General features: G+C 36.1%; 19 protein-coding genes. 12 read left to right on the top strand and 7 right to left on the bottom strand.

Annotation, left to right across the window (positions count from 1 at the left end):
- Positions 1 to 4: 4 nt before the first annotated feature.
- The 6 genes from BUR19_RS17315 (at position 5) to BUR19_RS17290 (ending at position 10,462) form a co-directional block, all read left to right on the top strand.
- The gene (locus BUR19_RS17315) at positions 5 to 727 is read left to right on the top strand and encodes an ABC transporter ATP-binding protein (protein ID WP_074236770.1); all 723 of its coding nucleotides are present in this window, start codon (positions 5 to 7) and stop codon (positions 725 to 727) included.
- A gap of 83 nt (positions 728 to 810) precedes the next feature.
- The gene (locus BUR19_RS17310; RefSeq protein WP_074236768.1) at positions 811 to 3,225 is read left to right on the top strand and encodes an ABC transporter permease; all 2,415 of its coding nucleotides are present in this window, start codon (positions 811 to 813) and stop codon (positions 3,223 to 3,225) included.
- Between the two features lie 127 nt (positions 3,226 to 3,352).
- Complete coding sequence (locus tag BUR19_RS17305) at positions 3,353 to 5,770, top strand: ABC transporter permease (protein WP_074236766.1); 2,418 nt, start codon at positions 3,353 to 3,355, stop codon at positions 5,768 to 5,770.
- A gap of 1 nt (position 5,771) precedes the next feature.
- Entirely contained in the window at positions 5,772 to 6,593 is an 822-nt protein-coding gene (locus BUR19_RS17300) for a GLPGLI family protein (RefSeq protein WP_074236764.1), read from the top strand.
- 21 nt (positions 6,594 to 6,614) lie between these two features.
- Positions 6,615 to 7,904, top strand: coding sequence for a TolC family protein (locus BUR19_RS17295; protein WP_074236762.1), 1,290 nt, complete (start codon positions 6,615 to 6,617; stop codon positions 7,902 to 7,904).
- Between the two features lie 461 nt (positions 7,905 to 8,365).
- Entirely contained in the window at positions 8,366 to 10,462 is a 2,097-nt protein-coding gene (locus BUR19_RS17290) for a type IA DNA topoisomerase (RefSeq protein ID WP_074236760.1), read from the top strand.
- A gap of 119 nt (positions 10,463 to 10,581) precedes the next feature.
- On the opposite strand, the gene BUR19_RS17285 is transcribed toward BUR19_RS17290, so the two are convergent.
- Complete coding sequence (locus BUR19_RS17285; protein WP_074236758.1) at positions 10,582 to 12,069, bottom strand: glycoside hydrolase family 28 protein; 1,488 nt, start codon at positions 12,067 to 12,069, stop codon at positions 10,582 to 10,584.
- Between the two features lie 394 nt (positions 12,070 to 12,463).
- Between BUR19_RS17285 and fabV the strand changes: the two genes are divergently transcribed.
- Positions 12,464 to 13,666, top strand: a complete 1,203-nt coding sequence (gene fabV, locus BUR19_RS17280) for an enoyl-ACP reductase FabV (RefSeq protein ID WP_074236757.1) — start codon at positions 12,464 to 12,466, stop codon at positions 13,664 to 13,666.
- 86 nt (positions 13,667 to 13,752) lie between these two features.
- On the opposite strand, the gene BUR19_RS17275 is transcribed toward fabV, so the two are convergent.
- From BUR19_RS17275 to BUR19_RS17265, 3 genes are all read right to left on the bottom strand, one after another.
- A complete protein-coding gene (locus BUR19_RS17275; protein ID WP_074236755.1) occupies positions 13,753 to 14,550 on the bottom strand; it encodes a lysophospholipid acyltransferase family protein in 798 nt (265 codons plus the stop codon).
- 96 nt (positions 14,551 to 14,646) lie between these two features.
- On the bottom strand, positions 14,647 to 15,276 hold the full coding sequence (locus BUR19_RS17270) for an NUDIX hydrolase (protein WP_074236753.1): 630 nt from the start codon (positions 15,274 to 15,276) through the stop codon (positions 14,647 to 14,649).
- A gap of 116 nt (positions 15,277 to 15,392) precedes the next feature.
- A complete protein-coding gene (locus BUR19_RS17265; RefSeq protein WP_074236751.1) occupies positions 15,393 to 16,754 on the bottom strand; it encodes a TolC family protein in 1,362 nt (453 codons plus the stop codon).
- 173 nt (positions 16,755 to 16,927) lie between these two features.
- Between BUR19_RS17265 and BUR19_RS17260 the strand changes: the two genes are divergently transcribed.
- From BUR19_RS17260 to BUR19_RS17245, 4 genes are all read left to right on the top strand, one after another.
- Complete coding sequence (locus BUR19_RS17260; protein ID WP_074237032.1) at positions 16,928 to 17,617, top strand: ABC transporter ATP-binding protein; 690 nt, start codon at positions 16,928 to 16,930, stop codon at positions 17,615 to 17,617.
- Positions 17,618 to 17,694: 77 nt separating this feature from the next.
- On the top strand, positions 17,695 to 18,924 hold the full coding sequence (locus BUR19_RS17255; protein ID WP_074236749.1) for an ABC transporter permease: 1,230 nt from the start codon (positions 17,695 to 17,697) through the stop codon (positions 18,922 to 18,924).
- 77 nt (positions 18,925 to 19,001) lie between these two features.
- On the top strand, positions 19,002 to 20,270 hold the full coding sequence (locus BUR19_RS17250; protein ID WP_074236747.1) for an ABC transporter permease: 1,269 nt from the start codon (positions 19,002 to 19,004) through the stop codon (positions 20,268 to 20,270).
- 43 nt (positions 20,271 to 20,313) lie between these two features.
- Complete coding sequence (locus BUR19_RS17245; protein WP_074236745.1) at positions 20,314 to 21,510, top strand: efflux RND transporter periplasmic adaptor subunit; 1,197 nt, start codon at positions 20,314 to 20,316, stop codon at positions 21,508 to 21,510.
- A 215-nt stretch (positions 21,511 to 21,725) separates the two neighbouring features.
- Here the strand turns inward: BUR19_RS17245 and BUR19_RS17240 are convergent, their stop codons facing one another.
- The 3 genes from BUR19_RS17240 to dapF are packed head-to-tail and all read right to left on the bottom strand — an operon-like array spanning position 21,726 to position 26,148.
- Complete coding sequence (locus BUR19_RS17240; protein WP_074236743.1) at positions 21,726 to 24,311, bottom strand: TonB-dependent receptor domain-containing protein; 2,586 nt, start codon at positions 24,309 to 24,311, stop codon at positions 21,726 to 21,728.
- Positions 24,312 to 24,337: 26 nt separating this feature from the next.
- Positions 24,338 to 25,363, bottom strand: coding sequence for an endolytic transglycosylase MltG (gene mltG, locus BUR19_RS17235; protein WP_074236742.1), 1,026 nt, complete (start codon positions 25,361 to 25,363; stop codon positions 24,338 to 24,340).
- Positions 25,364 to 25,383: 20 nt separating this feature from the next.
- Positions 25,384 to 26,148 (bottom strand): diaminopimelate epimerase, encoded by a 765-nt coding sequence (dapF, locus tag BUR19_RS17230; RefSeq protein WP_175565929.1) that lies wholly within the window; start codon positions 26,146 to 26,148, stop codon positions 25,384 to 25,386.
- A 214-nt stretch (positions 26,149 to 26,362) separates the two neighbouring features.
- Here dapF and BUR19_RS17225 point away from each other — a divergent pair, with 214 nt between their 5' ends.
- Positions 26,363 to 26,920 (top strand): RNA polymerase sigma factor, encoded by a 558-nt coding sequence (locus BUR19_RS17225; protein WP_074236738.1) that lies wholly within the window; start codon positions 26,363 to 26,365, stop codon positions 26,918 to 26,920.
- The last annotated feature ends 5 nt before the right edge of the window (positions 26,921 to 26,925 follow it).

Below are 26,925 nucleotides of genomic sequence, written 5' to 3'. Positions count from 1 at the left end.
TACAATGATAAACATTCAAAACCTTTCAAAAGTCTATAAAACAGAAGATGTTCAAACCAATGCGCTTAATAATGTAAGCCTGCAAATCAAAGAAGGCGAATTCGTTGCGATAATGGGACCTTCTGGTTGTGGAAAATCCACTTTTCTTAATATTTTGGGACTTTTGGATAGTGCTTCTTCCGGTTCTTATCAATTTGAATCCGTAGAAACCATTGGGACTTCCGAGAAGAAAAAATCGGACATCAGAAAGAAAAATATCGGTTTCATTTTTCAGAATTTTAATTTGATTGATGAACTAACGGTTTACGAAAACATCGAATTGCCTTTGATCTATAACGGTGTTTCTTCCTCAGAAAGAAAAAGAAGAGTGGAAGAGATTATGGAAAAAATCAACATCGCACACAGAGCGAAACATTATCCACAGCAGCTTTCCGGTGGTCAGCAGCAAAGAGCAGCGGTTGCAAGAGCGTTGGTGACAAGACCAAAACTAATCCTCGCCGATGAGCCAACCGGAAATCTAGACAGTTCCAACGGGAATGAAGTGATGAATCTCCTTGCAGAACTTCACAGAGAAGGTTCTACGATTGCAATGGTAACGCACTCTTCCTATGACGCCGGTTACGCTTCCAGAATTGTGAATATGAAAGACGGTGAGATTTTCAGTGAAGAACACTCTTCCCAGAGAAAGGATGTTTTCGAAAAAGCGGATTCTAAAAACTTCGAATAATTGTTAAATAACGGATGTCTGATGATGGATGTGGAAAAAACTAACTGCATCCAGCATCCATCCTACACAACAAAAATAAAATTATGTTACAAAACTGGCTCAAAATTGCCTTCATCAATTATAAAAAAAACTGGTTGTCTACCATCATTAATTTATTTGGATTAACGATTGGATTGACAGGGTTTATGCTCATTCTGATGCATTGGAACGATGAAGAATCCTTCGAAAGATGGAATCCAAAGAAAGAAAACATCTACGCATTCCAAACGCACAATAAAGCTGAAAATACTTACGGGAACAATATTTCTTATCCGATGGCAGAACTTGCTGTGAAGGTGATTCCCGAGGTTAAGGATTATGTTTTGTTTAACGGTTCAGGAATGGGTTATAAAATGACTACGAAAACAAAAACCGTTTATCAGGGCGAAGGAATGTCGGCTTCTGAAAGTTTTTTCAATTTCTTCCCGTTCAAATTGGTTTCTGGAAGTTATAAAGATGCTTTGAAAGGCGATAAAGTAATGGCACTCTCTACAAAAGCGGCCAAAAATCTCTTCGGGAAAACCAATGTGGCAGGAGAGACTGTAAAAATCAATAATAAAAGTTTTGTTGTAACCGCAGTTTATGAGCTGCCGGAAGCGAATAGCCAGATAAAACCGGATTTTATCATTACACCTTTCGAACAGATGAAAGGTGATAAAGACCAATGGGGAAACTTCAATTACGGATGTTTCTTTTTGCTAAAACCCGGAACAGATGTCGAAGCTTTACAACAGAAATTCTACGACAAAATTTTCCTATACAGAGCAAAAATCAGTGCGCAAGGCGCAGGTGTAACTCCTGAAAAATATTTGGAATTGTACGGACCGACAGGAAGTTTGTTTACACCAATTGATGCGATAAAACTGCACGCCAAAGCCTCTTGGTTCGGTGTTGGAGATTTTAAAACGATGATGATTCTGTTCACGCTTTCTGTTTTGATTGTGATTCTATCAGCCATTAATTTCATTAACCTGAAAACTGCTCAAGCTTCGCAAAGAGCTAAGGAAATTGGGGTCAGAAAAGCGATTGGAAGTACAAAATCCAACCTGGTTCTTCAGTTTTTATTAGAAACTTTTTTGATTTGTTTAGCATCTTATCTATTGTCTCTTGCCTTGACTGAGCTTCTCTTACCAAGTTTCAATAAGTTTTATGACAAACAAATTGTGATGAATGACTGGCATATTTACTTTTATTCATTTGCGATGGTTATGGCGGTGACATTCATTTCAGGTTTGATTCCCGCAACTTATCTGGCCAACTTCAAAGCCATTGAAACTTTGAAAGGAAACTTTGCGAGAAGTAAACACGGGATTTGGCTGAGAAACGGAATTTTGACTTTGCAACTCATTATTTCTTCTTTCTTCATCATCGGAGGATTGATTGTGAACAATCAAGTAAAATATATGATGAACAAAGACCTCGGCTTCAGTGGAAAGCAGGTTTTCTTAATCAACTTTAGTGAGAATGATGCAAAACCTTGGCTAAAATATGAGCGCATCAAAAACGAAATGAGAAAAATCGAAGGTGTAGCGGATGTTTCTTATGGAGAAGCGGTTCCTGGAAGCGGGAGATTCAGCAATTCCAATATGGATTATATGGACAAAAGCATCTTCGCTCAGCACGGCTCTATGGATTATAATTACCTCCAGTTTATGGATGTGAAACTGAAAAAAGGACGCTGGCTGAACCCCAATCTTGCTTCTGATACCATCGCCAATGTTATGGTTAATGAGGCATTTGTAAACAAATTCGGTTGGACAGATGACCAGGCCTTGAAGAATGAAGTTCGTCCCGGTTTTGACAATAAACCTTATCACATTGTAGGAATTGTAAAGGATTTCAATATTCTCAACCCAAGAAGAGCAGTTGATCCCATCATCTTTTTCCATTACAGAGAAACAGACTGGAAACGATACAATGTCTATAATATCCAGTTGAAAATCAAGCCTGACGATATCGATGGAACGGTGAAAAGAATAAAAGCTTACTGGCAGAAGAATGTAGAGCCGGGCTATCCTTTCGATTCTTATTTTATTGATAAAAAATTTGCTGAGAGTTTTGTAAAATATCAGAAACAACAGACACTTTTCACCATCCTGAATGCAATGGTTTTGATGGTAGCCTTGTTAGGATTATTCGCTTTGTCATCATTAATGATTGAGCAGAAGCTGAAAGATGTGGCGATCAGAAAAACGCTTGGAGCGTCTGACGGAACATTGGTTTTTGGATTGACGAAACAATTCCTTTGGATTACTTTGACGGCGGTTCTCATTAGTATGCCTATCAGTTATTATCTGATGAATGAGTGGCTGAAGGATTTCGATTACCGAATTGATATGCCGGTTTTCCCATTCATCCTAAGTTTGATTTCATTATTGATTTTGACCTTTGCAGTGGTGAGTATCAAAGCTTACCAGGCTACGAAAGTGAATCTTGTGAAATATCTGAAATACGAATAAGACTAAAAGACTGTCAGAGGTCTAGAGTAGAATGTCAGAAGAGTGAATTAGACTGTTACAGAAGCAAAGTAGACAGTTATAGGTCTTGCTTCGAGAATCCATTTTTAAAATTTATTAATCATCAATTATGTTAAAGAACTGGCTCAAAATAGCATTCATCAACTATAGAAAAAACTGGCTTTCCACGGTTATCAATATCTTGGGATTGAGTGTTGGGCTGTGTGTTTTTCTGTTGATATATATCCATTGGCAGGACGAAAAGTCCTATGAACAATGGGTTCCGAACAAGGAAAATATTTACTTCGTGGAAAATGGCAACGCTTCTTTTGGGATTATGTCGAGTTCCAGTTATCCGGAAATATTTGTTTCGAAAGAAAAATTCTCCGAGATTGAAGATGGTTTGGTTTACAATGAATGGGGCAAGCAGAAACTGACTGTTGGCGGTAATTCCGCCTATGTTTCAGGTTCCGTTTCGATAGATTCATTTTTCAAGTTTTTTCCCTTCGAAAAAGTCGCAGGGAATTATCAAAATGCTTTGTCAGATAACGGAAAAATAGCTTTATCAGAAAAAACTGCTAAAACATTATTCGGTGACGATTACCAGGATGCCATAGGAAAATCAGTAAAAACTGATTCTGATGATAAAATATATGTGGTCAGCGCTATTTATAAACTTCCGGAAAACAATACGGTTTTCAAACCAGATTTCATTCATAGAAATCCTTATATGGAGGAGTCCAAAGACCAATGGACGAACTATAACTATAATGGATTTTTGAGGCTGAAACCTGGGACAGACATCAAGACACTGGAGCAAAAACTGTCTAAACAGATGCAGGAACAGGACGAGATTTCTTCCAAAAAATGGGGCTATGCTTTAGATAAGAAAAATCCGGCGATGGTCTATCTGACGCCATTGAGCAAGATGAAACTGGATTCCAGAAGCAGTGGCATCAACAAAGGGGACAAAAAATCGATTATGATTTTGCTGGGATTATCTGTTTTGATTTTAGCATTGTCGGGCATCAATTTGATTAATCTGAAAACGGCTCAGGCATCACAGCGAGCGAAAGAAGTTGGCGTGAGAAAAGTGGTGGGAAGTACCAAATCTAGTTTGGTTTTGCAGTTTTTGATGGAGACTTTTCTGATTTGCCTGGTGGCTTATATGGTTGCTTTCGCAATGGTCGAATTATTTTTACCGTCTTACAACCAGTTTCTGGACAAAGAAATTAAGTTAAACGACCCAAGATTATTCCTCTATACAGGATTATTATTGATTTTATTTTCATTGATTTCGGGGTTGATACCGGCACTTTATCTGTCGAATTTCAAACCCATCAATACTTTGAAAGGCAATTTCGCAAGAAGCAGGCAAGGCGTTTGGTTACGAAATTCTATCTTGACTTTACAATTGATTATCTCTTCATTCTTCATCATATGTTCATTGATTATCCATACGCAGGTCAGCTATATGATGAACAAGGATTTGGGTTTCCAGGGTGATCAGGCGATTCAGATTTATTTCAAAAAGACGAATTGGGAAAATGGATTTAATTTCAAAAAATACCAAAGACTAAAAGCTGAGATGGCAAGAATCCCGGGTGTGACGGATGTTACGGGCTCTGTCAATTCCTTGGGAAGCGGTACGGCCAATGGCTCAGTCGTCAAATTAGCCACTGACACCACCAAAACGGTACAAACGATGTTAGGTGGAATCGACGAGAATTTTTTAAAATTCTACAAAATCAAATTTCTCTCCGGACGTGACCTGAACTGGAAAAAAGCTTCTGACACCATCAACGGTGCGGTGGTGAATGAAACTTTTGCAGGGAAACTGGGCTACAATCCGAAAACAGCTTTGGGAAAAGAATTTTTCACTGGATGGGATGGTAAGAAAAAGTATCAAATTCTGGGAGTGGTAAAAGATGTCAACTATAGTGGAGTGAATCAGCCTGTGGAACCGATTGTTTACTTCAACTACGACAGAAATTGGGTGAAAAATAATATGAGCAACCTGCAAATCAAAATTTCAGGAAATGATATCAAAGGCACTTTGGAAAACATTAAGGAATTCTGGACCACCAAAGCAGAGCCAGGCTATCCTTACGATTATGAATTCGTGGATAAACAATTCGCCAAAACATTTGAGAAGTTTCAGAAACAGCAGACTTTATTTACAACTTTAAATATCGTGGTTTTGGTCATTGCATTATTGGGATTATTCGCTTTGTCATCATTATTAATAGAACAAAAACTCAAAGACGTTGCCATCAAAAAAACCTTAGGCGCAGACGAAAAAACGATTGTCTGGGATTTGACCAAAAGATTTTTACTGATTTGTGTAATTGCGGTTTTAATCAGTATGCCTTTCGGATATTATGCAATGAATGAATGGCTCAAAGATTTTGCTTATAGAATCGATATGCCAGTTTGGCCTTACGTTCTGAGCTTGTTTTTATTATTGATTTTAACATTCGTGGTTGTGAGTTTCAAAGCTTACCGCGCTACAAAAATCAATCTTGTCAAATATCTGAAATACGAATAAAATGGAAAAACTAATCATCTTAATATTTACATTAATTATCAATCTTTTTTCTGCGCAAACCAACAGATTCATTTACGAAATGGAAATGAAACTCTTGGATAAACCAATGAAAATGAATATGGTTCTGGACATTGATAAAGATTATACCAAATTCTACGATTACGATTTTCTGAAAAATGATTCTATCAGCAAAAAAACCGGGGAAAATTGGCAGACCAATACGCAATCTGACCAATTGATTCTGAGAAGAACTAATTCTAACGAGAACAGAGCGTTTCACGACAATATGTTTGATTATTTTATTATTGATTCTAAAGACGAAATGAAATGGAAAATCGAAAAAGAAACCAAAAAAAACGCTGAATATTCTTTACAAAAGGCGACTACAGATTTTGGTGGGAGAAAATGGACAGCTTGGTTTTGTTCCGCAATTCCTTTTCACGAAGGACCTTACAAATTCCGAGGTTTACCAGGATTGATTTTCGAATTGCACGATGATAAAGGTGATTACAATTACACATTGTCAAAAAGCATCAATCTTCCGGAGACTTTCGTGACCACTAATTTTCTGGAAACCCATTATGGGAATCAGCCTGTGAAAGTCAATTTGAAACAATTCCAAAAAGTAAAGCTCGATTATTACAGTGATCCGGTTGCTGAGATGAGAAATAATCTGAAAACTGGCGGAACAGTGATTATTGGAGGAGAAAAAATCAAAAGTCAAGAACAGCTTGACCAGAAAAGAAAGTTCATTCAGGAAAGTATCAAAAATTATTATAATCCGATAGAATTGGACAAAGCGATTCCTTATCCTAAAAATTAAAATTGTCAACGACAAACTATTATGAAAAAATTACTCTTCATATTACTAACCAATCTTCTTCCCGCTCAGCAGAGTTGGACACTTAAACAATCTCTGGATTATGTCTCCGCCAATCATCCATTGGTAAGGCAATCTGTGGTTAATATTCAGAAAAATGAAAGACAGATTTCTGCCGCAAAAGGAATGCTGCTGCCATCTGTGGATGCTGGAGTCAATCACAACTATAATTTCGGAAACGGAATCAATCAGCAGAATAATCAGCGTGAAGCAATCAATACCCAAACCGATAATCTCTATGCACAAGCCAATTGGGAACTGATGAACTGGCGGAATTACCTCAATATTTCTTTGTCCAAAATCAATAAGGAAAGCGCGACTTTCAAAATGAAACAAGCTCAGAACGAGGTTAAAATGAATGTCATCCAGATGTTTTTCACTTACCAGAACAGTAAAAGTTGGCTCGACGTCTTGGAAACGCAGCTTTCTGGGATTGAAGACCAGATCAAACGTACCGAGAAAGAAGTTGAAATTGGGAATCGTCCGAAAAGTGACATTTACGATATTAAAGCAAACCTTGGAACAATGCAGGAACAATGGGTTTCTGCGAAGAATCAGAGAGACCTTTCTAAAATTAATTTATTAAATGCTTTGGCCATTACAAAAGATACACTGGATTTTACAATGACCGAAGAAAATCTGGCAAGTTCAAATTTCAATGATGCTAATTTCATTCAAAATCTTTTGGAAAAAAATCCGGCATATCAAACAACCTTGGCAGAAATTAAAGTCCAGCAGAAAAGTGTTGAAGTCGCAAAATCCGGCTATTTACCAACCCTGAACGGTTCTTACACTTGGTCAAGTTTTTATAACAAAGTCTTGGGACAGCCGGCTCCGGCCAATTTTTCAGACCAAATCAAAACGAACAAAAATCAGCAATTAAGTTTTGGACTCAATATTCCGATTTTCAACAAACTGCAGGTTAAAAACAATGTCGAAATAGCCAAACTGAATGTCATCAATTCCAATTATGATAAAGATATTGTCATTAATGATTTGACAAAAAGCATCAATTCCATCAAAGCACAATTTCTTAATGCTCAGGAAAAGTACAATCTTCTAGAAGCCAATTTCGAAAACCAAAAATTATCATTCCAAAAATCCGAGGAAAAATACAAAGAAGGATTAATGGATGCCTACACTTTTTTTGTGGTCAGAAACAACTGGCTTCAAGCGAATTATAATTTGATTAACAGCAAAAATGATGTTGTCCAGCAGACAGAACTGCTCAAAGTTTTTGAAGCTGGCTTATAAAAAAATTCTTATATTATTTTCTTATGAATCCTTTCGAAGACTCACACTTTGGAAGGATTTTTTATTTAACTAAGTCGAACCACTTAGGTTTGGGCGCCTTTATCCGCCTTCCATTCCCGCTTGTTACTATGAGGCCCTCGAAGAGTCCGCCCAAGTCGGGGCGCAGATTCAACGTAAATCAACATTAGTCATAGAACAGAATATTTGTCATTCTGAAAGAATCTCAACTGCCGAGATTCCTCCGGAAAACAAAAAATATTTTCAATAAAGGTGAAAAAAGCCTGCGTTCTTTGCATTTAAAATAAAAATTAATTCCAATCTTAATATAAGCGAAGTGCCTTTGTGTACATAAACTCTTTTCAGTCAGATAATAAAAAACTTTGTGATCTTTGTGTTCAAAATCCCTCGTTTTTTAAAATTAAAAATTGCATTTTTGCAAGCCTTATTTCAAGCCAAGTCAGATGAAACTTTGTATAGCCGAAAAACCCAGCGTTGCCCGTGATATTGCCAAAGTTTTGGGTGCTACAACGCCCAAAAGCGGATATATGGAGGGAAATGGCTATTGCGTCACTTGGACTTTCGGTCATCTTTGCACTTTGAAAGAACCGCAGGATTATGCACCACATTTCAAATCCTGGGATTTGATTTTCTTACCAATTATTCCTAAAAACTTCGGAATCAAATTGATTGATAACAATGGGGTTGAAAAACAATTTAATACGATAGAAAAACTGGTTCAGGAATGTGATGAGGTCATCAATTGTGGGGATGCCGGGCAAGAAGGAGAACTCATTCAACGCTGGGTTTTGCAGAAAGCAAAATGTGACAAACCGATGAAACGTTTATGGATTTCGTCCTTGACAGAAGATTCAATAAAAGAAGGTTTTGAAAACTTGAAACCTGCCGAAGATTATAAAAATCTATATCAAGCAGGAAATGCAAGAGCAATTGGAGATTGGCTTTTAGGAATCAACGCAACAAGATTATTCACGAAAAAATTCGGTGGAAACAAAGGTGTTTTATCGATTGGACGTGTTCAGACACCAACTTTGGCAATGCTTGTTCAGCGTCAAAAAGAAATCGATGCATTTTCTCAGGAAGAATATTGGGAACTCAAAACCAAATATCGTGATGTGCTTTTCAGTGCGTCAATTGACCGATTGAAAACTTTAGATAAAGCAGAAAAAGGCTTAGAATATCTCAAGAAAAATCAATTTGAGATTGTCTCTTTCGAAATCAAAGAAGGAAAAGAAAAGAATCCGAGATTGTTTGATTTGACGGGACTTCAGGTGGAGGCTAATAAAAAATATGGTTATTCTGCTGAACATACACTTAATTATATTCAAAGTCTTTACGAGAAAAAGCACACAACTTATCCGAGAGTTGATACGACCTATTTATCAGAAAACCTTTATCCAAAAATTGGTGGAATTCTGAGAAGTATGACAATTTATTCAGAGTTAATTTCGCCCTTGCTTTCTCAACCAATTCCGAAAACTAAAGCCGTTTTTGATGATACAAAGGTAACTGACCACCACGCGATTATTCCAACAGAAATTCCGCCTTCATCTAATTTGACAAGAGAGGAGAAGCTGATTTATGATTTGGTAGCAAGACGATTCATCGCAGTTTTTTATCCTGAATGTAAAATCTCGAATACTTTGGTAGAAGGACAAGTTGGAACAATTCCTTTCAAAGCTTCAGGAAAACAAATCCTTGAATCTGGTTGGCGAGCGGTTTATGCTAAAGATAAAAAAGAGGAGAAGGACGAAAAAGATAAAGATGAGGAACAAACCATTCCAGAATTTGTTGCTGGAGAAAAAGGAGAGCACGAACCTTTGATTCATCAAGGAAAAACTTCACCTCCAAAACCATACACAGAAGCTACTTTGCTAAGAGCAATGGAAACTGCAGGAAAACAAGTGGAAGATGAGGAACTACGAGAAATGTTGAAAAATAACGGAATCGGAAGACCATCAACCCGAGCCAATATCATCGAAACTTTGTTCCGAAGAAAATATATCGAACGTAAAAAGAAAAACCTTGTTGCAACGTCGATTGGTATTGATTTGATTGACATCATCGAAGACGAAGTTCTTAAAAGTCCTGAACTCACAGGAGAATGGGAGTCAAAACTGAGAAAAATAGAAAAAGGAGAATATGAGGCAAATCAGTTCAAAGAAGAATTGATAGAAATGGTTACTGATTTGACTCAGAAAGTGATTAGAGGAAAAGGAAAAGTTATTAATTTCGAAGAAGAAAAACCGGCTCCTAAAGAAAAGATACCAAGAGTAAAAACTGAAATCGTCTGGACAGAAACCCAATGTCCAAAATGTAAATCTAATAACCTGATGAAAGGCAAAACCGCCGTTGGCTGTTCCGATTATAAAGGTTGTGGTTTCAAAGTTCCATTCGAGATATTTGGAAAAAAATTATCAGAAAAACAACTTCAGGATTTGATTCTGAAAAGCAAAACGTCTAAACTAAAAGGCTTTACAGGAGAACAAGAAGAAGGCGTTTTGATTATGAACGAAGATTTTTCAATCAGTATAAAATAACTATTAAAGTAAAACCCTTTCAGAGTTTCAAACTCTGAAAGGGTTGAATCGTTTTACTCTCGCAGATTTACAAATTAAGCTGATAAATCTGCAAAATTCGTCAAATCAGCGAGAAATAATTATTTCACAACAATCGCTTTTTTCAAACCGCTGTCGATTTTATAATCTGTAGAATTATTGATTTTCACATTTTCAAAAACGATATTCTGTGCGTTCTTGCCAACGATTCCTTTTTTACTTGTGATATTCACGTTTTTAAAGAAAAGGTTTTCAATCAATTTTTCAGGAAGTCCACTGAAACTGAAAGCCGTTTCGGACGAAGCACAATTCACATTACTCACATAGAAATCGTGAAAATAAGGGACTTTGTCTCCCGAATGTTGCGCCGCTTCGCTTTCTTTTGTACTTCCAACAGGTGCATCTGCATAGAACGTATCAAATAAAACTGCCTCTTTGATAATGTTTTTCATTTCAATATTATCGATGAAAATTTGGCTCACATCACCACCTCTTCCAGAGTTACTTTTCACCCGGATTCCAATGTCCGTCCCATCAAAAGTACAGTTGGTAACGTAGATGTTTTTCATTCCTCCGTCTGTATTACTTCCGATTACGAAACCGCCGTGACCTTCATTCACAGTGCATTCTGCGATGATGACGTTTTGTAAGTTGGCTTCTCCGTTTTTCGGAGTTCCGCTGGATTTCATACAGATTCCGTCATCGCCAGCATTCACTTTTGTGTTGTAAATAATCACATTTTTCGAAGCACTGATATCGATTCCGTCTCCATTTTGAGCCCATTTTGGATTGTAAACCGTTGTATTTCTGATGACAAGATTTGTAATTTGTTTCGGGTTGATAACAAATTTCGGAGAATTTCTGAAAGTCGGTCCGTCAATTAAAAGATTCGTCACTTTAGAAAGCGTGAACATCATTGGTCTTAAAAAATGATGAATTTGCTCGTACATATCTATTGTTGCGCCTGGCGTTTTTGTAATCACTTTGGCTAATTCTTCGCCATTTTTCGCAGCTACACTTGGCCACCAGATTTTTCCGTCCTCGCTAAGTGTACTTCCTGGTTTTGCCAGCAATTCTTTCCATTGCGCATCAGTGGTTTTGAATTTCTTGACTGGTCTCCAAGCCTCACCTGCGCCATCAAAAATTCCTTTTCCAGTGAAAGAAACATCTTTCAAATTATTTCCCCAAATCGGAGCTGTCACCTCAAATTTTCCTGGTGAAGATTCTCTTATGGGGAATTGTTTGATATCGCTGCTGAACTGCACAATCGCACCTTCTTCCACGTGAAAATCGATTTTGCTTTTCAGTTCAATTGGACCTGTCAACCAAGTTCCGGCTGGAACAATCAGTCTTCCTCCACCGTTTTGAGCAATTGTAGAAATCGCTTTTTCGAATGCTTTCGTATTCAGCGTTTTTCCGTCGCCAACACCTCCAAAATCCTTGAAATTATAATCCTTTTGTGGAATAGTTGGCAAAACCATTTCCCCAAATTTAAAAGGGGCTTTCTCGATGTAATAATTAATGTCATTTTTCTGCGCAGAAATCATTGCTGTAACAGAAAATGCGAGACCTATTAAAAGTTTTTTCATTGTTTATCTAAGTAATTTATTCTATTCTAATTTTAATTTGACTTTGTCGAACCACTTTGTTAGGTTTGGGCAGCTTTATCCGCCTTCCGCTCCTAATCTTTTCACTTCACTTCGTTGCGTAAAAAGGATTTCCGCTCAAGTCGGGCTGCGAGTGATTCTACGTTCTCAGATTGTACTTAATATTTTAAATAATATACTTAATACAATTTCGAATGCAGGTAAAATTAAACAAAATAACGACTTGCGCAATCGATTGCGCAAAATAAAAACAACGACTCTCCAAAAGCATTATTAATACTCGAAAAACAGAAAACAGTAATACGCTTTTTTCCAGATAATTCTTAATATATGATTCAAATTTCTTTAATTTGCAATGCTAAAAATAATTTCAACAATGATTATTCAACCTAGAACAAGAGGATTTATTTGTTTGACAGCACATCCGGATGGAGCGCATCAAAGCATTAAAAATCAAATAGAATATGTAAAGTCTAAAGGCAAAATCAAAAACGGACCAAAAAAAGTTTTGGTAATCGGTGCTTCTACAGGTTTCGGACTTTCTTCCAGAATCACGGCTGCTTTCGGTTCTGATGCTGCTACAGTTGGTGTTTTTTTCGAGAAACCAGCATCTGAAGGAAAAATGGGCACAGCAGGTTGGTACAATACTGCGGCTTTCGAAAAAGAAGCGCACGAAGCTGGACTTTACGCCAAAAGTATCAACGGCGATGCGTTTTCTGATGAAGTAAAAAAAGAAACAATTGAGTTGATTAAAAAAGACCTTGGTCAGGTTGATTTGGTGGTTTACAGTTTGGCTTCTCCAAGAAGAACACATCCAAAAACGGGTGTTGCTTATGCATCAGTTCTTAAGCCAATTGGTCAACCATTTACTAATAAAACGGTTGATTTTCATACAGGCGTAGTTTCTGATATCACCATTAATCCGGTTGAAAACGACGAAGATATTTCCAACACTGTTGCTGTAATGGGCGGCGAAGACTGGAAATTCTGGATAGAAGATTTGAAGGCGGCAGGCGTATTGGCAGAAGGCGTTCAAACCGTTGCTTATTCTTACATTGGCCCTGAACTGACTTTCCCAATCTACAGAAACGGAACAATCGGACAAGCGAAAAATGACTTGGAAGCGACTGTAACAGTTTTGAATGATTTATTAAAAGACCTCAACGGAAAATCCTATGTTTCTGTAAACAAGGCTTTGGTAACACAGTCCAGTTCAGCTATTCCTGTAGTTCCATTATATATTTCTTTACTTTATAAAGTGATGAAAGCAAAAGGAACGCACGAAGGAACGATTGAACAAATCCAAAGATTATTTGCTGAAAGATTATACACTGAAAATGGGAATGTTGAATTAGATTCTGCAGGAAGAATCAGAATTGATGACTGGGAAATGGCGGAAGATGTTCAGGCGGAAGTGGCGAAGCTTTGGGAACAAACTTCAACTGAAAACCTTTCCGAAATCAGTGATATCGAAGGTTACAGAAAAGAATTCTTCAATCTTTTTGGTTTCCAGTTTGACGAAATCGATTATGAGAAAGATGCGAATGAGAATGTGCAAGTTCCAAGTATTGAAGCTTAAGAATAGAAATTAGAGTTTAGATGTTAGAATTTAGACTTTAGTTAAAATAATAAAATAGAAACGGCTACTTTTTCAGTAGCCGTTTTTTATTGTTGAGATTGAGATTTTATCTCTTTCTGTTTGACATCGTATTCGTGGAGAAGGTTGTGTTCAGGCGTTTGCTCGATAGCGTGCATTATTTTGTCCAAAATTTGTGTTGCTGACTCATTATCATAATCGATATCCAAAGCTGGTTTAAACTCCATTGTAGGTTTTACACCAGTTACTTTGATTTTCAGTCCTTTCTTGTCAAATGCTCTTCGGAATCCATCAATTTTAATTGGAATTACCGTTGGCCTTTGGTTTTTAATCAACTTCGCCGTTCCTTTTCTACCTTGTGCATAAGCAGAAGTTGTACCTTGAGGAAAAGTAATCACCCAACCGTTATCCAAAGCTTTCATAATGTTTTCAACTTCGGTAAGGTCAACCATTCTGTTTACGTTTTGACCTTCTGCTCTCCACGTTCTTTTTACTGTAACAGCACCGGCAATTTTAAAAATTCTAGCCAGAATTCCTTTATTCATTGTTTCTTCTGCAGCTACATAATAGAAATCTACTTTTGGGTTGAGAAGATAAACAGGATTCTTTATCGTATTGTGATAACCATTATTCACAGCACAAAAAGCGTGATACATCGCCGCAACATCCGCAAAATAAGTCTGATGGTTGGAAACGAAAAGAACGTTGCTGTCTGGCAAATCAGAAAGATTTTCAGTTCCGGTAATTTTCAATTTATTAAAACCATTGAATCTCCTGTAGGAAACAATTCCCAAAATGAAAATAATTATCCTTTTCAGAATATAAATATTTCCAAAAGAATCGGTAAAAATATTTTTTTTTGCCATTGTTTTTTTAATTAGATTTTAAAACTAAAAATCTTTATTAATTTAATAAATTGATTAACCAATTTTCATTCCCAAACTGCGGGAATATTTGCAAAATTAAACATTTTTTAACAAGTTGCTGAATTCACTCAAAATCATTGATGTAGCACCCCAAATGATGTACCCATTGAAATCGATTACGGGAACTTCATAACCTTTCGTGGAAGGCAAAGCCATTATTTTGGGTTGGTTAGGAAGACTCAATAAAGATGAAATCGGGAATTCAATCAATTCTACAGCTTCGGTTTCCTGTAAAAAGAATTCAGGATTTTTCTTCGTATAAGACACAAAAGAGTGAACATAAAAATTACTTGGCGGAATATAAATCGGAGACATTTCGCGGATTATCCTCACGTAATGGTCATCAATTCCTAATTCCTCAGAAGTTTCACGTTTAGCTGTGTAAGCAAAATCAGGGTCTTCTTTTTCTCTTTTTCCACCAGGCAATGAGATTTGTCCACTGTGTCTGTCGTTTTCATTCACGCTTCTTACAATCAGAGGGAAATGCCATTCATTATTCTTAAGATAAAGTAGAATATTAACGGCTGCAAACTTTGGATTTTTAGTCAGAATATCTTCGTAACTGAAAACAGGACGATAGGGCGGAGAATAAATTTTGTGAGCATTTTCGCCTAACAATTCCGCTGCTTTGATATCTCTGAGTAAATCTTTTCCAAAAATCTGCATATCTCAAAGATAAGAAAAGTTAAAGAATTTCTTATCGTCGTTTAATATAAAAAAAGTCGCAAAGACTAACTTTACGACTTTAGAATATTATAATTTATGAATGTTTGATATAATAGTTACAAATTAATCCCACGTCCCGCGTAGAAATCTAAAACTTTGATACTGAACAGATAATTGTATTTCGCCTGTGCTACAGAACCTTGCGCATTTGCATAATTATTTCTGGCAATTGTTACATCATAGATTGTAGAGCGTCCAGCTTCGTAACTTTTCTCAGCAAAATCCAAAGCTAATCTCGTGCTTTTTTCAGCTTCGATGGCAGCGACATAGATTTCATAATTAGAATCTGCATTGAACTGCGCCTGCTGAATATCCTGCTTCAACTGGAATTTCTGTTGCTCCAAATTATTTTTAGCAATGACTTCATTGATTTTTGTTTGCTCCACTTGCAGTTTTGTAATTCCTTTATTGAAAATCGGGATGTTAGCTGATAAGCTCAACTGTTGTCCAAAATTATCTTTGTATTGTTGTGTGAAATTTCTTTCGGTTATTGCCACAGGATTTCCAGCTGCATCTACACTGTAACCAATTGTATTTTTATTCAAAAGATTGTTATAAAAACTTCCAATCCCAGCAGTAGCGGATATTGTTGGATAAAAATTAGTTTTAACAACTTCAGTTTGTGCTTCAGCTGCTTTTATTCTGATTTCCGCAGCTTTCACGATTGGTTGAGAAGTGTAAGCAATATTCAGGACTTCTTCTACAGATTCAGTTTGTGGTGTCAATTCATCGGGAACTGGAATGTCTACCACATCAAATGTTTTGTAATCTTGTAATTGAAGAAGCTGAGCCATTGCAAAAAGCGCTTTATCAACATTGATTTGAGCTGTTTTTACATTCTGTTTTTCTCTCGCCACAGATGCCGTTGCTTCTGCTAAAACGGTCTGAGCCGTAGTTCCAACATCTGTCGTGATTTTCGCCCGGTCATATAATCTTTGTGCATTTTCCATTGCACTTTCAGAGATTTTTTTTATTTCTCTATTCAGCATCACATTCAGATATTGCTGAGCAATTTGAAGGGAAATATTATTTTTGATGGTTTCGATATCCTGTAGACTCGCATCCACATCGAAGCTGGTTTTCTTGATGGTTTTTTCCAATCTTCCGTTATTATAAACCAAAATATTAGCCCCTAAATTGGCACCGTTATAATAACTGTCATTTCTAATACTGCTGGTTCCGACTAAGGATTGTCCAAAATTGGCGTTGTTATTAATTGTTCCGGAAACAGAAGGCAAATATTCCTTTTTAGCCATTTCCAGATTTTTTGTCTGCACATCTTTGTTGTAAGCCTGCGCTTGGATTTGCAAATTGTTTTTAATTGCATAATCCACACATTCCTGAATCGTCCATTTCTTCTGAGAAAATCCCAAAACTCCTATTGACAAAAGCGAAATACAAAAAACTTTTTTAAGCATAAAAGAAAAATTATACCCAATAAGACTCCGGAATTATAAAAATGTTACGCCAGTAATTAAAATTTTTTCAAAATCTGATTAAATAAAAAAATCACAAAATATTTTTTCGTGTTCTGTAACATTTGTATTCTCCGGTTTACTTATAATGGAAAATCCAGACAATGTCTCATCCCATTTTGAAAATAGAAGATGTCAACAAATCTTACGATACAGGCAAGAGCAAACTTCACGTGCTGAAAGGTATTAATCTTAATATCAACCAAGGTGAGTTTGTTTCTATTATGGGAAGCTCGGGTTCCGGAAAATCGACTTTGCTTAATATCATTGGGATTTTGGATGAAGCAGATAATGGGATTTATGAACTTGATGGATTTCCGATTAAACATCTTACAGAAGTAAAAGCTGCTGAATACAGAAGCCGTTTCATTGGATTTATTTTTCAGTCATTTAATTTGATTAATTATAAAACGGCGTTGGAAAACGTAGCGCTTCCATTATATTATCAAAATGTTTCCAGAAAAGAAAGAACCCAAAAAGCTTTGGAATATCTGGAAAAAGTAGGATTGAAAGAATGGGCAGAACACCTTCCCAGTGAACTTTCCGGAGGACAAAAACAAAGAGTTGCTATCGCCAGAGCATTAATCTCTGAACCAAAATTAATTCTCGCTGATGAACCAACCGGAGCTTTGGATTCCAAAACAACCCACGATATTATGAAGCTACTTCAGGAAATTAACAATGAAGGGAAAACAATTGTTGTAGTAACTCACGAGAACGATGTTGCAGCACAAACCAAAAGAAATGTTGTCCTGAAAGATGGCAGAATAGAAAGCGATGAGTATATCCAACAAATTGTTTTATAAATAAATTTAAAAGGCTTCGAAAACTTCAGCCTGACAAAAAATAACAATTAACAATTCATCATTAATAATTAAATAAAATGTTTGATTTAGACCGCTGGCAAGAGATATTTAGTTCCATTCGCAGTAATGTATTGCGGACGGTGCTTTCTGGTTTTACGGTGGCATTGGGTCTTTTCATTTTCATTGTTTTATTTGGGATTGGGAACGGACTTAATAACTCATTTGCGAAGGCATTTACAAGAGATGCAACCAATCTGATAATGGTTTGGGGTGGAAAAACGACTATTCCTTATGCAGGTTTACAGTCGGATAGGACCATTACATTTAATAATGATGATTTTGATGCGATTGTAAAAGAAAGTAAAGGAAAATTAGAGTACGCTTCACCAAGATATACGACAAATCTTACTGTGAAATATGGTAAGGAAAGTGGAAGTTATCAAATCAACGGTGTTTTGGGAGATGAAAAATTTCTCGAAAATAGAACGATGATAGACGGTCGTTACATCAATGAGCGAGATAACGAACTGAAACAAAATGTAGCATCCATTGGAAGAATGGCTTGGCGGGATTTGATTCGTGATGGTAATCCAATTGGGAAAGATTTGGAAATCAATGGAACGATGTTCAAAGTCGTTGGTGTTTTCTCTGACCCAGGTGGTGATTGGGATGAACGCCATATTTCTATTCCGCTTTCCACACTACAACAGATGAAAAAAAGTTCGGACACCATCAGTACTGTGATGCTGGCTTATAACCCGGATATGACACCGGATGAAGGTGTAAAATATGGAGACCAACTCGAGAAAAACATTAGAGCAAGACAAAGTATCTCTCCAGAAGACCAACAAGGAATCAGAGTTAGTAATAATGCTAAAAATACACAGGATTCTTTTGCTTTCTTGTTCGTGATTACTGCTGTTGTAGGATTTATTGGGCTTGGAACTTTGCTGGCGGGAATCATTGGTATTAGTAACATCATGGTTTACATCATCAAAGAAAGAACTAAGGAAATCGGAGTACGAAAAGCAATTGGTGCGAAACCAGCCGGAATTGTCGCTTTGATTTTACAGGAAAGTATTGTGATTACTGTGATTTCCGGATTCGTTGGAGTAGGATTAGGTGTTCTGGCTTTGAAATTAATTGGTAATAATCTGGAAGATTTCTTTATCACAGAACCATCCGTAGGTTGGGGATTAATTGCTGCAGCATTTTTCTGTTTGGTACTTTCTGGTGCAATTGCAGGATTTGTTCCGGCTTACAAAGCCTCAAAAATCAAACCAATTGAAGCTCTGAGAACAGATTAAGTTTAAGGGTAGGAGAATTTGAAAATATAATATTGAAATCATTTATCAATCATCATTAATCATTTATAAACAAAAACGTGAATATACTTTTCAAAAGAGATACCTGGCAGGAGATTTATTATTCCCTTCGGAATAATAAGCTCAGAACGTTTCTCACGATGATAGGCGTGGGTTGGGGTATGTTTTTGTATGTTAGCTTGTTAGGTGCTGCAAAAGGAATGGAGAATGGTTTTAACAAATTGTTTTCCGGGCTTGCGACCAACTCGATATTCCTTTGGCCACAAAATACAAATATCCCTTACGAAGGTTTTGCGAAAGGTAGAAAAATGGATCTTCATCTGAAAGACATAGAATACATCACGAAGAAAATTCCGGAAATCGATTATATTTCGCCGCAAAGTGTACGAGGTAATTTTGGGACGCCAGGTGAGCAGATTTCCAGAAATGGAAAGAAAAATACCTATATGATAACCGGCGATTTTCCTGTTGGTAATCAGATTTCCAAGAAAAAATTATTGTTCGGACGATATATTAATGACGCAGATATTCAGGCTAAAAAGAATGTGATTGTCATAGGAGAGGAGATTTACAAAAATCTTTTCGATGCGAAGAAAAATGAAAATCCCATTGGGAAATCAGTCAATCTGAAAGGTATATTTTTCAATGTCATTGGTGTTTTCAGGGTTCCAAGAGGTGGTGGAATGGAGAATGATCAATCTGCTTATATTCCGTTTTCCACTTATTCCGGGATGTATAACGAAGGTGATAAAGTTGGATTTTTCGCTATTGTTGGAAAACCAAATGCCGAAGCTGCAATTGTAGAAACTAAAGTGAAAGACGAATTGAAAAAAATTAATCACGTTTCACCGGAAGATACTAATGCATTCGGAAGCTTTAACCTTGCAAAAGAATTTAAAAAAGTAACAGGATTTTTAACAGGAATGCAGTTGTTGACAATTGTTGTAGGAACGTTGACAATTTTAGCAGGTGTCATTGCCATCTCGAATATCTTATTAATTACAGTAAAAGAAAGAACCAAGGAAATAGGAATCAGAAGAGCTTTGGGCGCAAAACCTGCAGAAGTTCGAAATCAGATTTTGCTGGAAAGTGTTGTGATTACTTTATCATCAGGATTATTAGGATTTTTATCTGGGATTTTCCTTCTCATTATTCTGAATGTTGCAACGATGAACAACGATGCTTTCCCATTCAGCAATCCGACTGTGGATTACGGAAACGTATTTTCGGCAATGGGAATTATGATTTTCCTAGGATTGGTAATCGGATTGATTCCTGCACAAAGAGCGGTTAAAATCAAACCAATTGAAGCCTTAAGAACAGAATAAAACTAACAATTAATCATTTATAATTAAACTATATTTCTACATAATGGAAAAGGAAAAAAAGAAATTTACATTCAAGAAAGCGATTTCCATATTTTTGGGATTACTTTTCGTGGTAGCTTTAGTTGGCGGAATCGGTTATCTTATCAAGTCCAATTCGGCTGAGAACGAAGTTTTCCTGACCAGAAAGCCTAGCATCAAAAATCTGGATGATAAGGTAATGGCAACCGGAAAAATAGAACCTCGCGAAGAAATCGAAATCAAACCAAACATTGCAGGAATTATCCAAAGCATCAATGTAGACGAAGGTGATAAAGTGCAAGCCGGACAATTGATAGCAACAATAAGAATTGTTCCTAATATCACGGAAGTGAACAACGCTACGATGCAGGTCAATAATTCGCAAATTCAATTGACGAATGCAAAAGTCAATGTTGACAATCAGCAGAAACAATACGAAATGCAGGCGAAATTGTACAAACAAGGTGTGATTTCTAAGCAGGAATACATCACTGCTCAGCAACAATTGGAAACGACGGTTCAACAACAGAAATTAGCCGTACAACAGCTGAATGCAGCTCAAAAGCAATTACAGATTGTAAGAACCGGTGCTACACCAGAATTGCAAAGTATGGCAACCACTCAAGTCCGTGCAAAAGCGGCGGGAACGGTGCTTACAATCCCTGTAAAAGTAGGAAGTCAGGTTATCGAAGCTAACTCTTTCAATGCTGGAACAACAATCTGTTCTATCGCAGACCTTAATTCATTAATTTTTAAAGGTAATATCGATGAAGCGCAAGCTGGAAAATTGAAACAAGGAATGGATATGAGCGTCGTAATCGGTGCTTTGCAAAACAAATCTTTCCCTGGGAAATTAACTTTGATTGCTCCAAAAGGAACTGAGGAAAGCGGAACAATCAAATTCGCTGTGGAAGGAGATGTGTTCAATAAAACTGGAGAATACATCAGAGCAGGTTTCAGTGCAAACGGAGAAATCTTATTGAGTTCTAAGAAAAATGCATTACTTTTGGATGAGTCACTGATCCAGTATGAAAAGGGTAACAACAAATCCTTTGTAGAAGTAAAACAACCGAATGGTGGCTTCAAAAAAGTATATGTTAAGTTAGGTTCAAGTGACGGAATCAATGTTCAAATTCTTTCAGGAATAGACAAAAATGCTGAGGTAAAAGTTTGGAATCCTTCTGATAAGGATAAAGAAGAACTGAAGGAACAAAAAAAATAATAGACCTTTAATTATAATTGTTAAAAGAATCCGTCTCGTTTTTATAGCGAGACGGATTTTTTTTTGTATGTTACTAATTCTATGATGTTTATAACTTATGTATAATACGACTTACAAGAATGGTCTTATTAATGGTCTAATGCCTCGATAAATACCTTAATTAAAAAAGACCCTGCATGCTTGCAGAGTCTTCAATTGTTTTAGTAGGAGGATTTTTACATCGGACCTTGCTGGTCATCACCAGAAGTGTTCGAGTTAATATCTTTTTTACGTTTTGGTTGTTCTACTTTTTCTCCTTGTTTGAATCTGTAGGTTAAAGACATTGTAAACTGTCTAGGTTGCCATTGCATATAAGAGTCTCTTGTGCTGTTTGCAGTGTAGGTAGTAGATTGCATTGCTCTCGTATTAAAAACATCCTGAATATTGAAAGCCAACGTTCCATTACCATTCCATATTGTTTTTGATGCTCCAAAATTGATTGCATACATATCTTTTCTGATTTGATAATCTGTTTTTGTTCCGCCTCTATAGAATCCTTGCAGTTGCAGATTGAGAGTCTTATCAATTTTAAATGTTGACGTAAGTCTTGATCTAGTTGAAACACCTTTTCCATTAAAATTGGCTATTGCAACAATAGGATTTCCATCCTTGTCTAATGTATTATAAGGTGTACTTCCTTTTGTATTATAGCCAAATACATCCACATTACCCATAAACTTGAGCCAGCTTGTAGCATCCCAATTAAAATTTAAATCCAATCCAAATTTGTCATCGGTTCCCAGATTGATAGGCTTGGTATGGAATACGATTCGGTCCTTGAAAACATCAGGCTCAGATTCATATCTTTCTTTTGTGTTGTAAACCAGCATTTTTACATCATCTTCTTGATGTCTGTAATAAAGTGTTGGATTAATGGTGAATTTCTTTTTAGAAATGCTGTAACCTACTTCGTAGGAATCAACATAAGAAGGATTAAGATCTATATTACCATCAAAGATATTCTGATTGTCATTATAGCTAGGATTTGGAATCAAGAAAAATCCTCTTGGTCGGTCAATTCTTCGGGTATAATTAACTAATAATTGATTGTCTTTAGCAAACTCATAGCTCAAAAATACACTTGGAAAAAGGTTGTTGTAACTTTTCTTTCTGTTTACTATTGGATCTGTATAGCCAACCGAGCCTGGAGTTAACAAATTTTGATAATCTATCGTAACACTAGAAACTTCATCCCTTAACCCCAATTGATAACCAACATTTCCAATTTTACTTTTGAATTGTAAATAAAAGGCATTAAACAACTCCTTATAATTAGCATCATAAGTATAAAGTCCAAGATTTCTCAATGTAGGGAAAGCTGTTGTACTTTCCAGAACATTATTATCGTAGGTATTATTATTGGAATCTAAACGATATCCGGCCTCCAACTTGGAAATTTCTCCGATTGGTAATTCATAATCAGCTTTCGCAACAATGTTTTTGTTGAGCGTTCTTTGACTAATAAGATTTTGGAGAGATGTTACGGTGCTGTAATCATCATATTCCTTGATGTTGGAATCATTATTCGAACGATTTCTCTGTAAACTCAATGATAAAGATAGATTCTGTCCTTTATCATCAAATTTATGATCTAAACCAAAATCTCCCTGAAACGCAAGATTGTTACTGGTACCGATGGTATTTCTTAATGTATAAGTGCTTGGTGAATTAAAAAGTTCGTAATTGTAATCAATATTACCAGTGTTATCACTCTCAAATGTTCTTACAGTTCCGGATGCATTGACAGATGTCTTGTCAGATATTTCATAAACAATTCCGGCTGTAGCATTATAGTTGCTGTTTTTATTCTCTATTTCAGAATTTTGGTGAGACTCTGTTTCATCACCGACAGTCGTGACATTATTATAATAATTGTCATTTCTATTGGTGTTTTTAGATTCTCTGTAGCCACCACCACCGTTTAAGAACCAAGAAAAATTCCCTTTTCTCCAACTAAGGCTTGTGTTAAGATTGGTTTGTGGCAAATATCCTAAAGTTCCAATCACACTGCCATTAAAACCTGTCTTTTTATTTTTCTTTAGGATAATATTAAGAATACCTGCAGTTCCACTTGCTTCGAATTTTGAAGATGGATTGGTTATAACCTCAATCTTTTCAATTTGATCGGCAGGGATACTTTGTAACGCATTCGCTCCATCATCAATACCCAGAAGTGCAGAAGGTTTTCCGTTAATCAAAAATCTCACATTTGAACTTCCACGCATAGAAACCGTTCCGTCCGTATCAACAGAAACAGATGGAACATTGGACAAAACATCTTGTAAACTTCCACCTTTGCTCACTAAATCCTGCGAAGGATCATAAGTTTTTTTATCCAATTCAACCTTGTAAGGTTTTGTTGATTGTGCAGTAATTACAACGCCTTGGATGTCGGTTGTATTATTAAGATTGGCTTTTCCATCAGAAACAACAACGAAGGGTGCAATGGCGCCAGCTTTCTCTACTCTGATTGTTTGTGTGAATTTTTTATAATCAACCGCTTCTATGCTTACGTCGTAACTTCCAGGAGCTAGATCTAATTTATAGTTTCCGTCAGCATCTGCCAAAGCTGCATCACTTAATTGTGAATTTTGTTGATTTTTAAAAGTTATGGATGCATATCCAACACCGCCATTTGTATCTTTTACATTTCCAGAAATAGTCACTTTTTGCTGAGCCATTATAAAACTCGCAGCTCCAATGGTTAAGGCTAACCCAAAGAATTTTTTCTGAAATACACTTACAATTTCCGTTCGTTCCATTATTGTTTATTTTTCGCTTTTTCTCTTTATTTTATTTGTTTGCTGTTCAACCAGTCTTGATAGGCTTTTGCATTCTTGGCGTGTTCCGCATCATTATCTGTGAATTTATGATAACCGAATCTCGCAGGATCGGCGCACATAAAAATGTAGTTGTTTTTTTCTGCATCTAAAACTGCATTCAATGAGTTTTTGTCTACAATACAAATGGGGCCTGGCGGAATTCCCTTGTTCGCATAAGTGTTGTAAGGAGAAGGTTCTTTTAGGTGTTTGTAATAAACTCTCTTAATTTGTTGAGTGAAATTACTCGCCTTGTTAACTGCATAAATAACCGTCGGGTCGCTCTGCAACTTCATTCCTTTTTTATATCGATTGATGTAAAGGCCGGCAATTGTTCTTTGTTCATCAGGTTTTCCACCAGATTCTTTGTAAACGATAGAAGCTAATGCATAGATTTGATCTCTTGTTAATCCGGATTGTTTTTCTTTTTCGATTCTGTCAGCTGTCCAAAAATCTTTATAATCTGATTCGAATTTGTTGAAGAATTCTTTTGGTGTTACTGTCCAGAAAAAATCATAAGTGTTGTTGAAGAAATATTTCTTAAGATCCTCTGCGTTTTTGTAACCTTTGCTGATAGCGATTTCGTTCAGTTGATTAGCAAATTTCAAAGAATCAATTTCTGTCTTTTTGGTAACTCTTCCAATCATCTGGTAAACATCATCGAAATCTTTAATCCTGAAAGAATTAGGCGTTTGATTTCCGGCGATAATCATATTGGCAATTTCACGGTTGTTCATTCCTGGTTTCAATTCATATCGACCAGGCTTGTAATTTTCTTTGAGATTTTTATCATCTGCAATACTCGCAAAGTTGTCCTGATTTTTAACGAAAGGAGAAATAGAATCCAGAATTTGTTTATAAGAAGAATGATGCGGAATCAAGACAAATCCTTCTTTTTCCACATTATTTCCAAGATATTTATTATAAAATTTCAATCCAAAGAAACCCAGGATTGCTACAAATACAATAGATATGACAAGAATTATTTTTTTCATAGTTTTAAATTCTCAGGTTTTTATAAATTAGTATCTCCTTTAAAAACCTGAACTGCTGGACCTTCTAACCAAATATTTTTGAACCCGTCTCCATCTTTTTCGGCATAAACTTTCAAATTGCCGCCCATCACTTTAATTCCAACAAACGTTTGATTATTATTTTTCATAAAAGTTAAAGCTGCAGCTGTAACGCCAGTTCCGCAACTGTAAGTTTCATCTTCAACGCCCCGCTCATAAGTTCTCACAAAAAGTTCCTTGTCGGACAATTTTTCTACGAAGTTGACATTGATTCCTTCCTGCTTATAAGTTTCAGAATTTCGGATTTCGTTACCGTTTTTGTAAACATTATAATTATTTAACATTTCCACATACTTAACATAATGTGGCGATCCGGTATTCAAAACGAAGTCATTTCCGTCAGTATCTATGGTTTTTACATCACCCATTTTTAATTTGATAATGCCGTTTTTGATTTCTGCCTCGTGGATTCCATCGATGGCGATAAAAGTTGTCTTATCTTCAATAATATCTAAAAAATGAGCAAATGCAACCGAACAGCGGGCGCCATTTCCGCAAAAACTTTTAGACCCATCAGAATTATAATAATCCACTTCAAAATCAACACCTTCTGCGGAATTAATTTTAATTAATCCGTCTGCGCCAATCCCGAATCTGCGGTCGCAAAGTTTTTGTATGTTTTCGATAGAAAGATCATCCCATTCCCCTAAACGGTTGTCTATCATCACGAAATCATTTCCTGTTCCTTGGTATTTATAAAATTTCATTATTTATTTATCTGATTTTTAAATGTTTATTCTGATTTTCCTAATCCAAAATCAAGCCAGTAAAAATACTCAATTTATAAGGATTTCAATCTTGATATTTGTTATTTAAATTCGCTCTAAATCTCAAAAGAATTCCATTCAAAATAATAGAAATTCTCAATCTCTTCATATTAATATTTTTTAATAATATATAGCTATCTTTGTTCATTGAAAAATGAAAGAAGACCAGTTACTCGCTCTCATCATAAAGGCTAGAGATAAGAATCAAAAAGCTCAGACACAGCTTATTAATCTATTTTGGGTTGATGTTTTTTCTTTTGTAATGAACAGAGTGAAGGATGAGAATGATGCGGATGAAATTACGGTTTCGGTGTTTTCAAAAGTTCTTAACAAGCTAGATTTATTTGATCCTAATTTTCAATTCAAAACGTGGATTCTGACAATTGCTCAAAATACAATCATCGATTTTTGGAGAAAGAAAAACAGAGAGAATGAAGATGCAAGTGATGGCTTGGAAAATGTAAAGAACGAATTTGCAAGGTCGCCGGAAGAATTGCTGATTTCTGAAGAAGACCAGCAAAAAATCATCAAAATCATAGAAACAATGGATGCTAAAAATCAGGACATTATTCGCCTAAGATTTTTTGAAGAAAAAAGCATCAAAGAAATAGCGGAAGAACTCAATCTATCCGTAGCCAACACAAAAGTGAGAATAATGAGAGCTAAGAAAATCTTGGCCGAATTATTAAAAGAAGACGAAACGGATTTTTAATATTA

The sequence above is a fragment of the Epilithonimonas zeae genome (assembly GCF_900141765.1).
Classification (GTDB): domain Bacteria; phylum Bacteroidota; class Bacteroidia; order Flavobacteriales; family Weeksellaceae; genus Epilithonimonas; species Epilithonimonas zeae.
The sequence above is the reverse complement of the archived record's forward strand: the minus strand, read 5'-3'. Positions and strand labels throughout refer to the sequence as shown.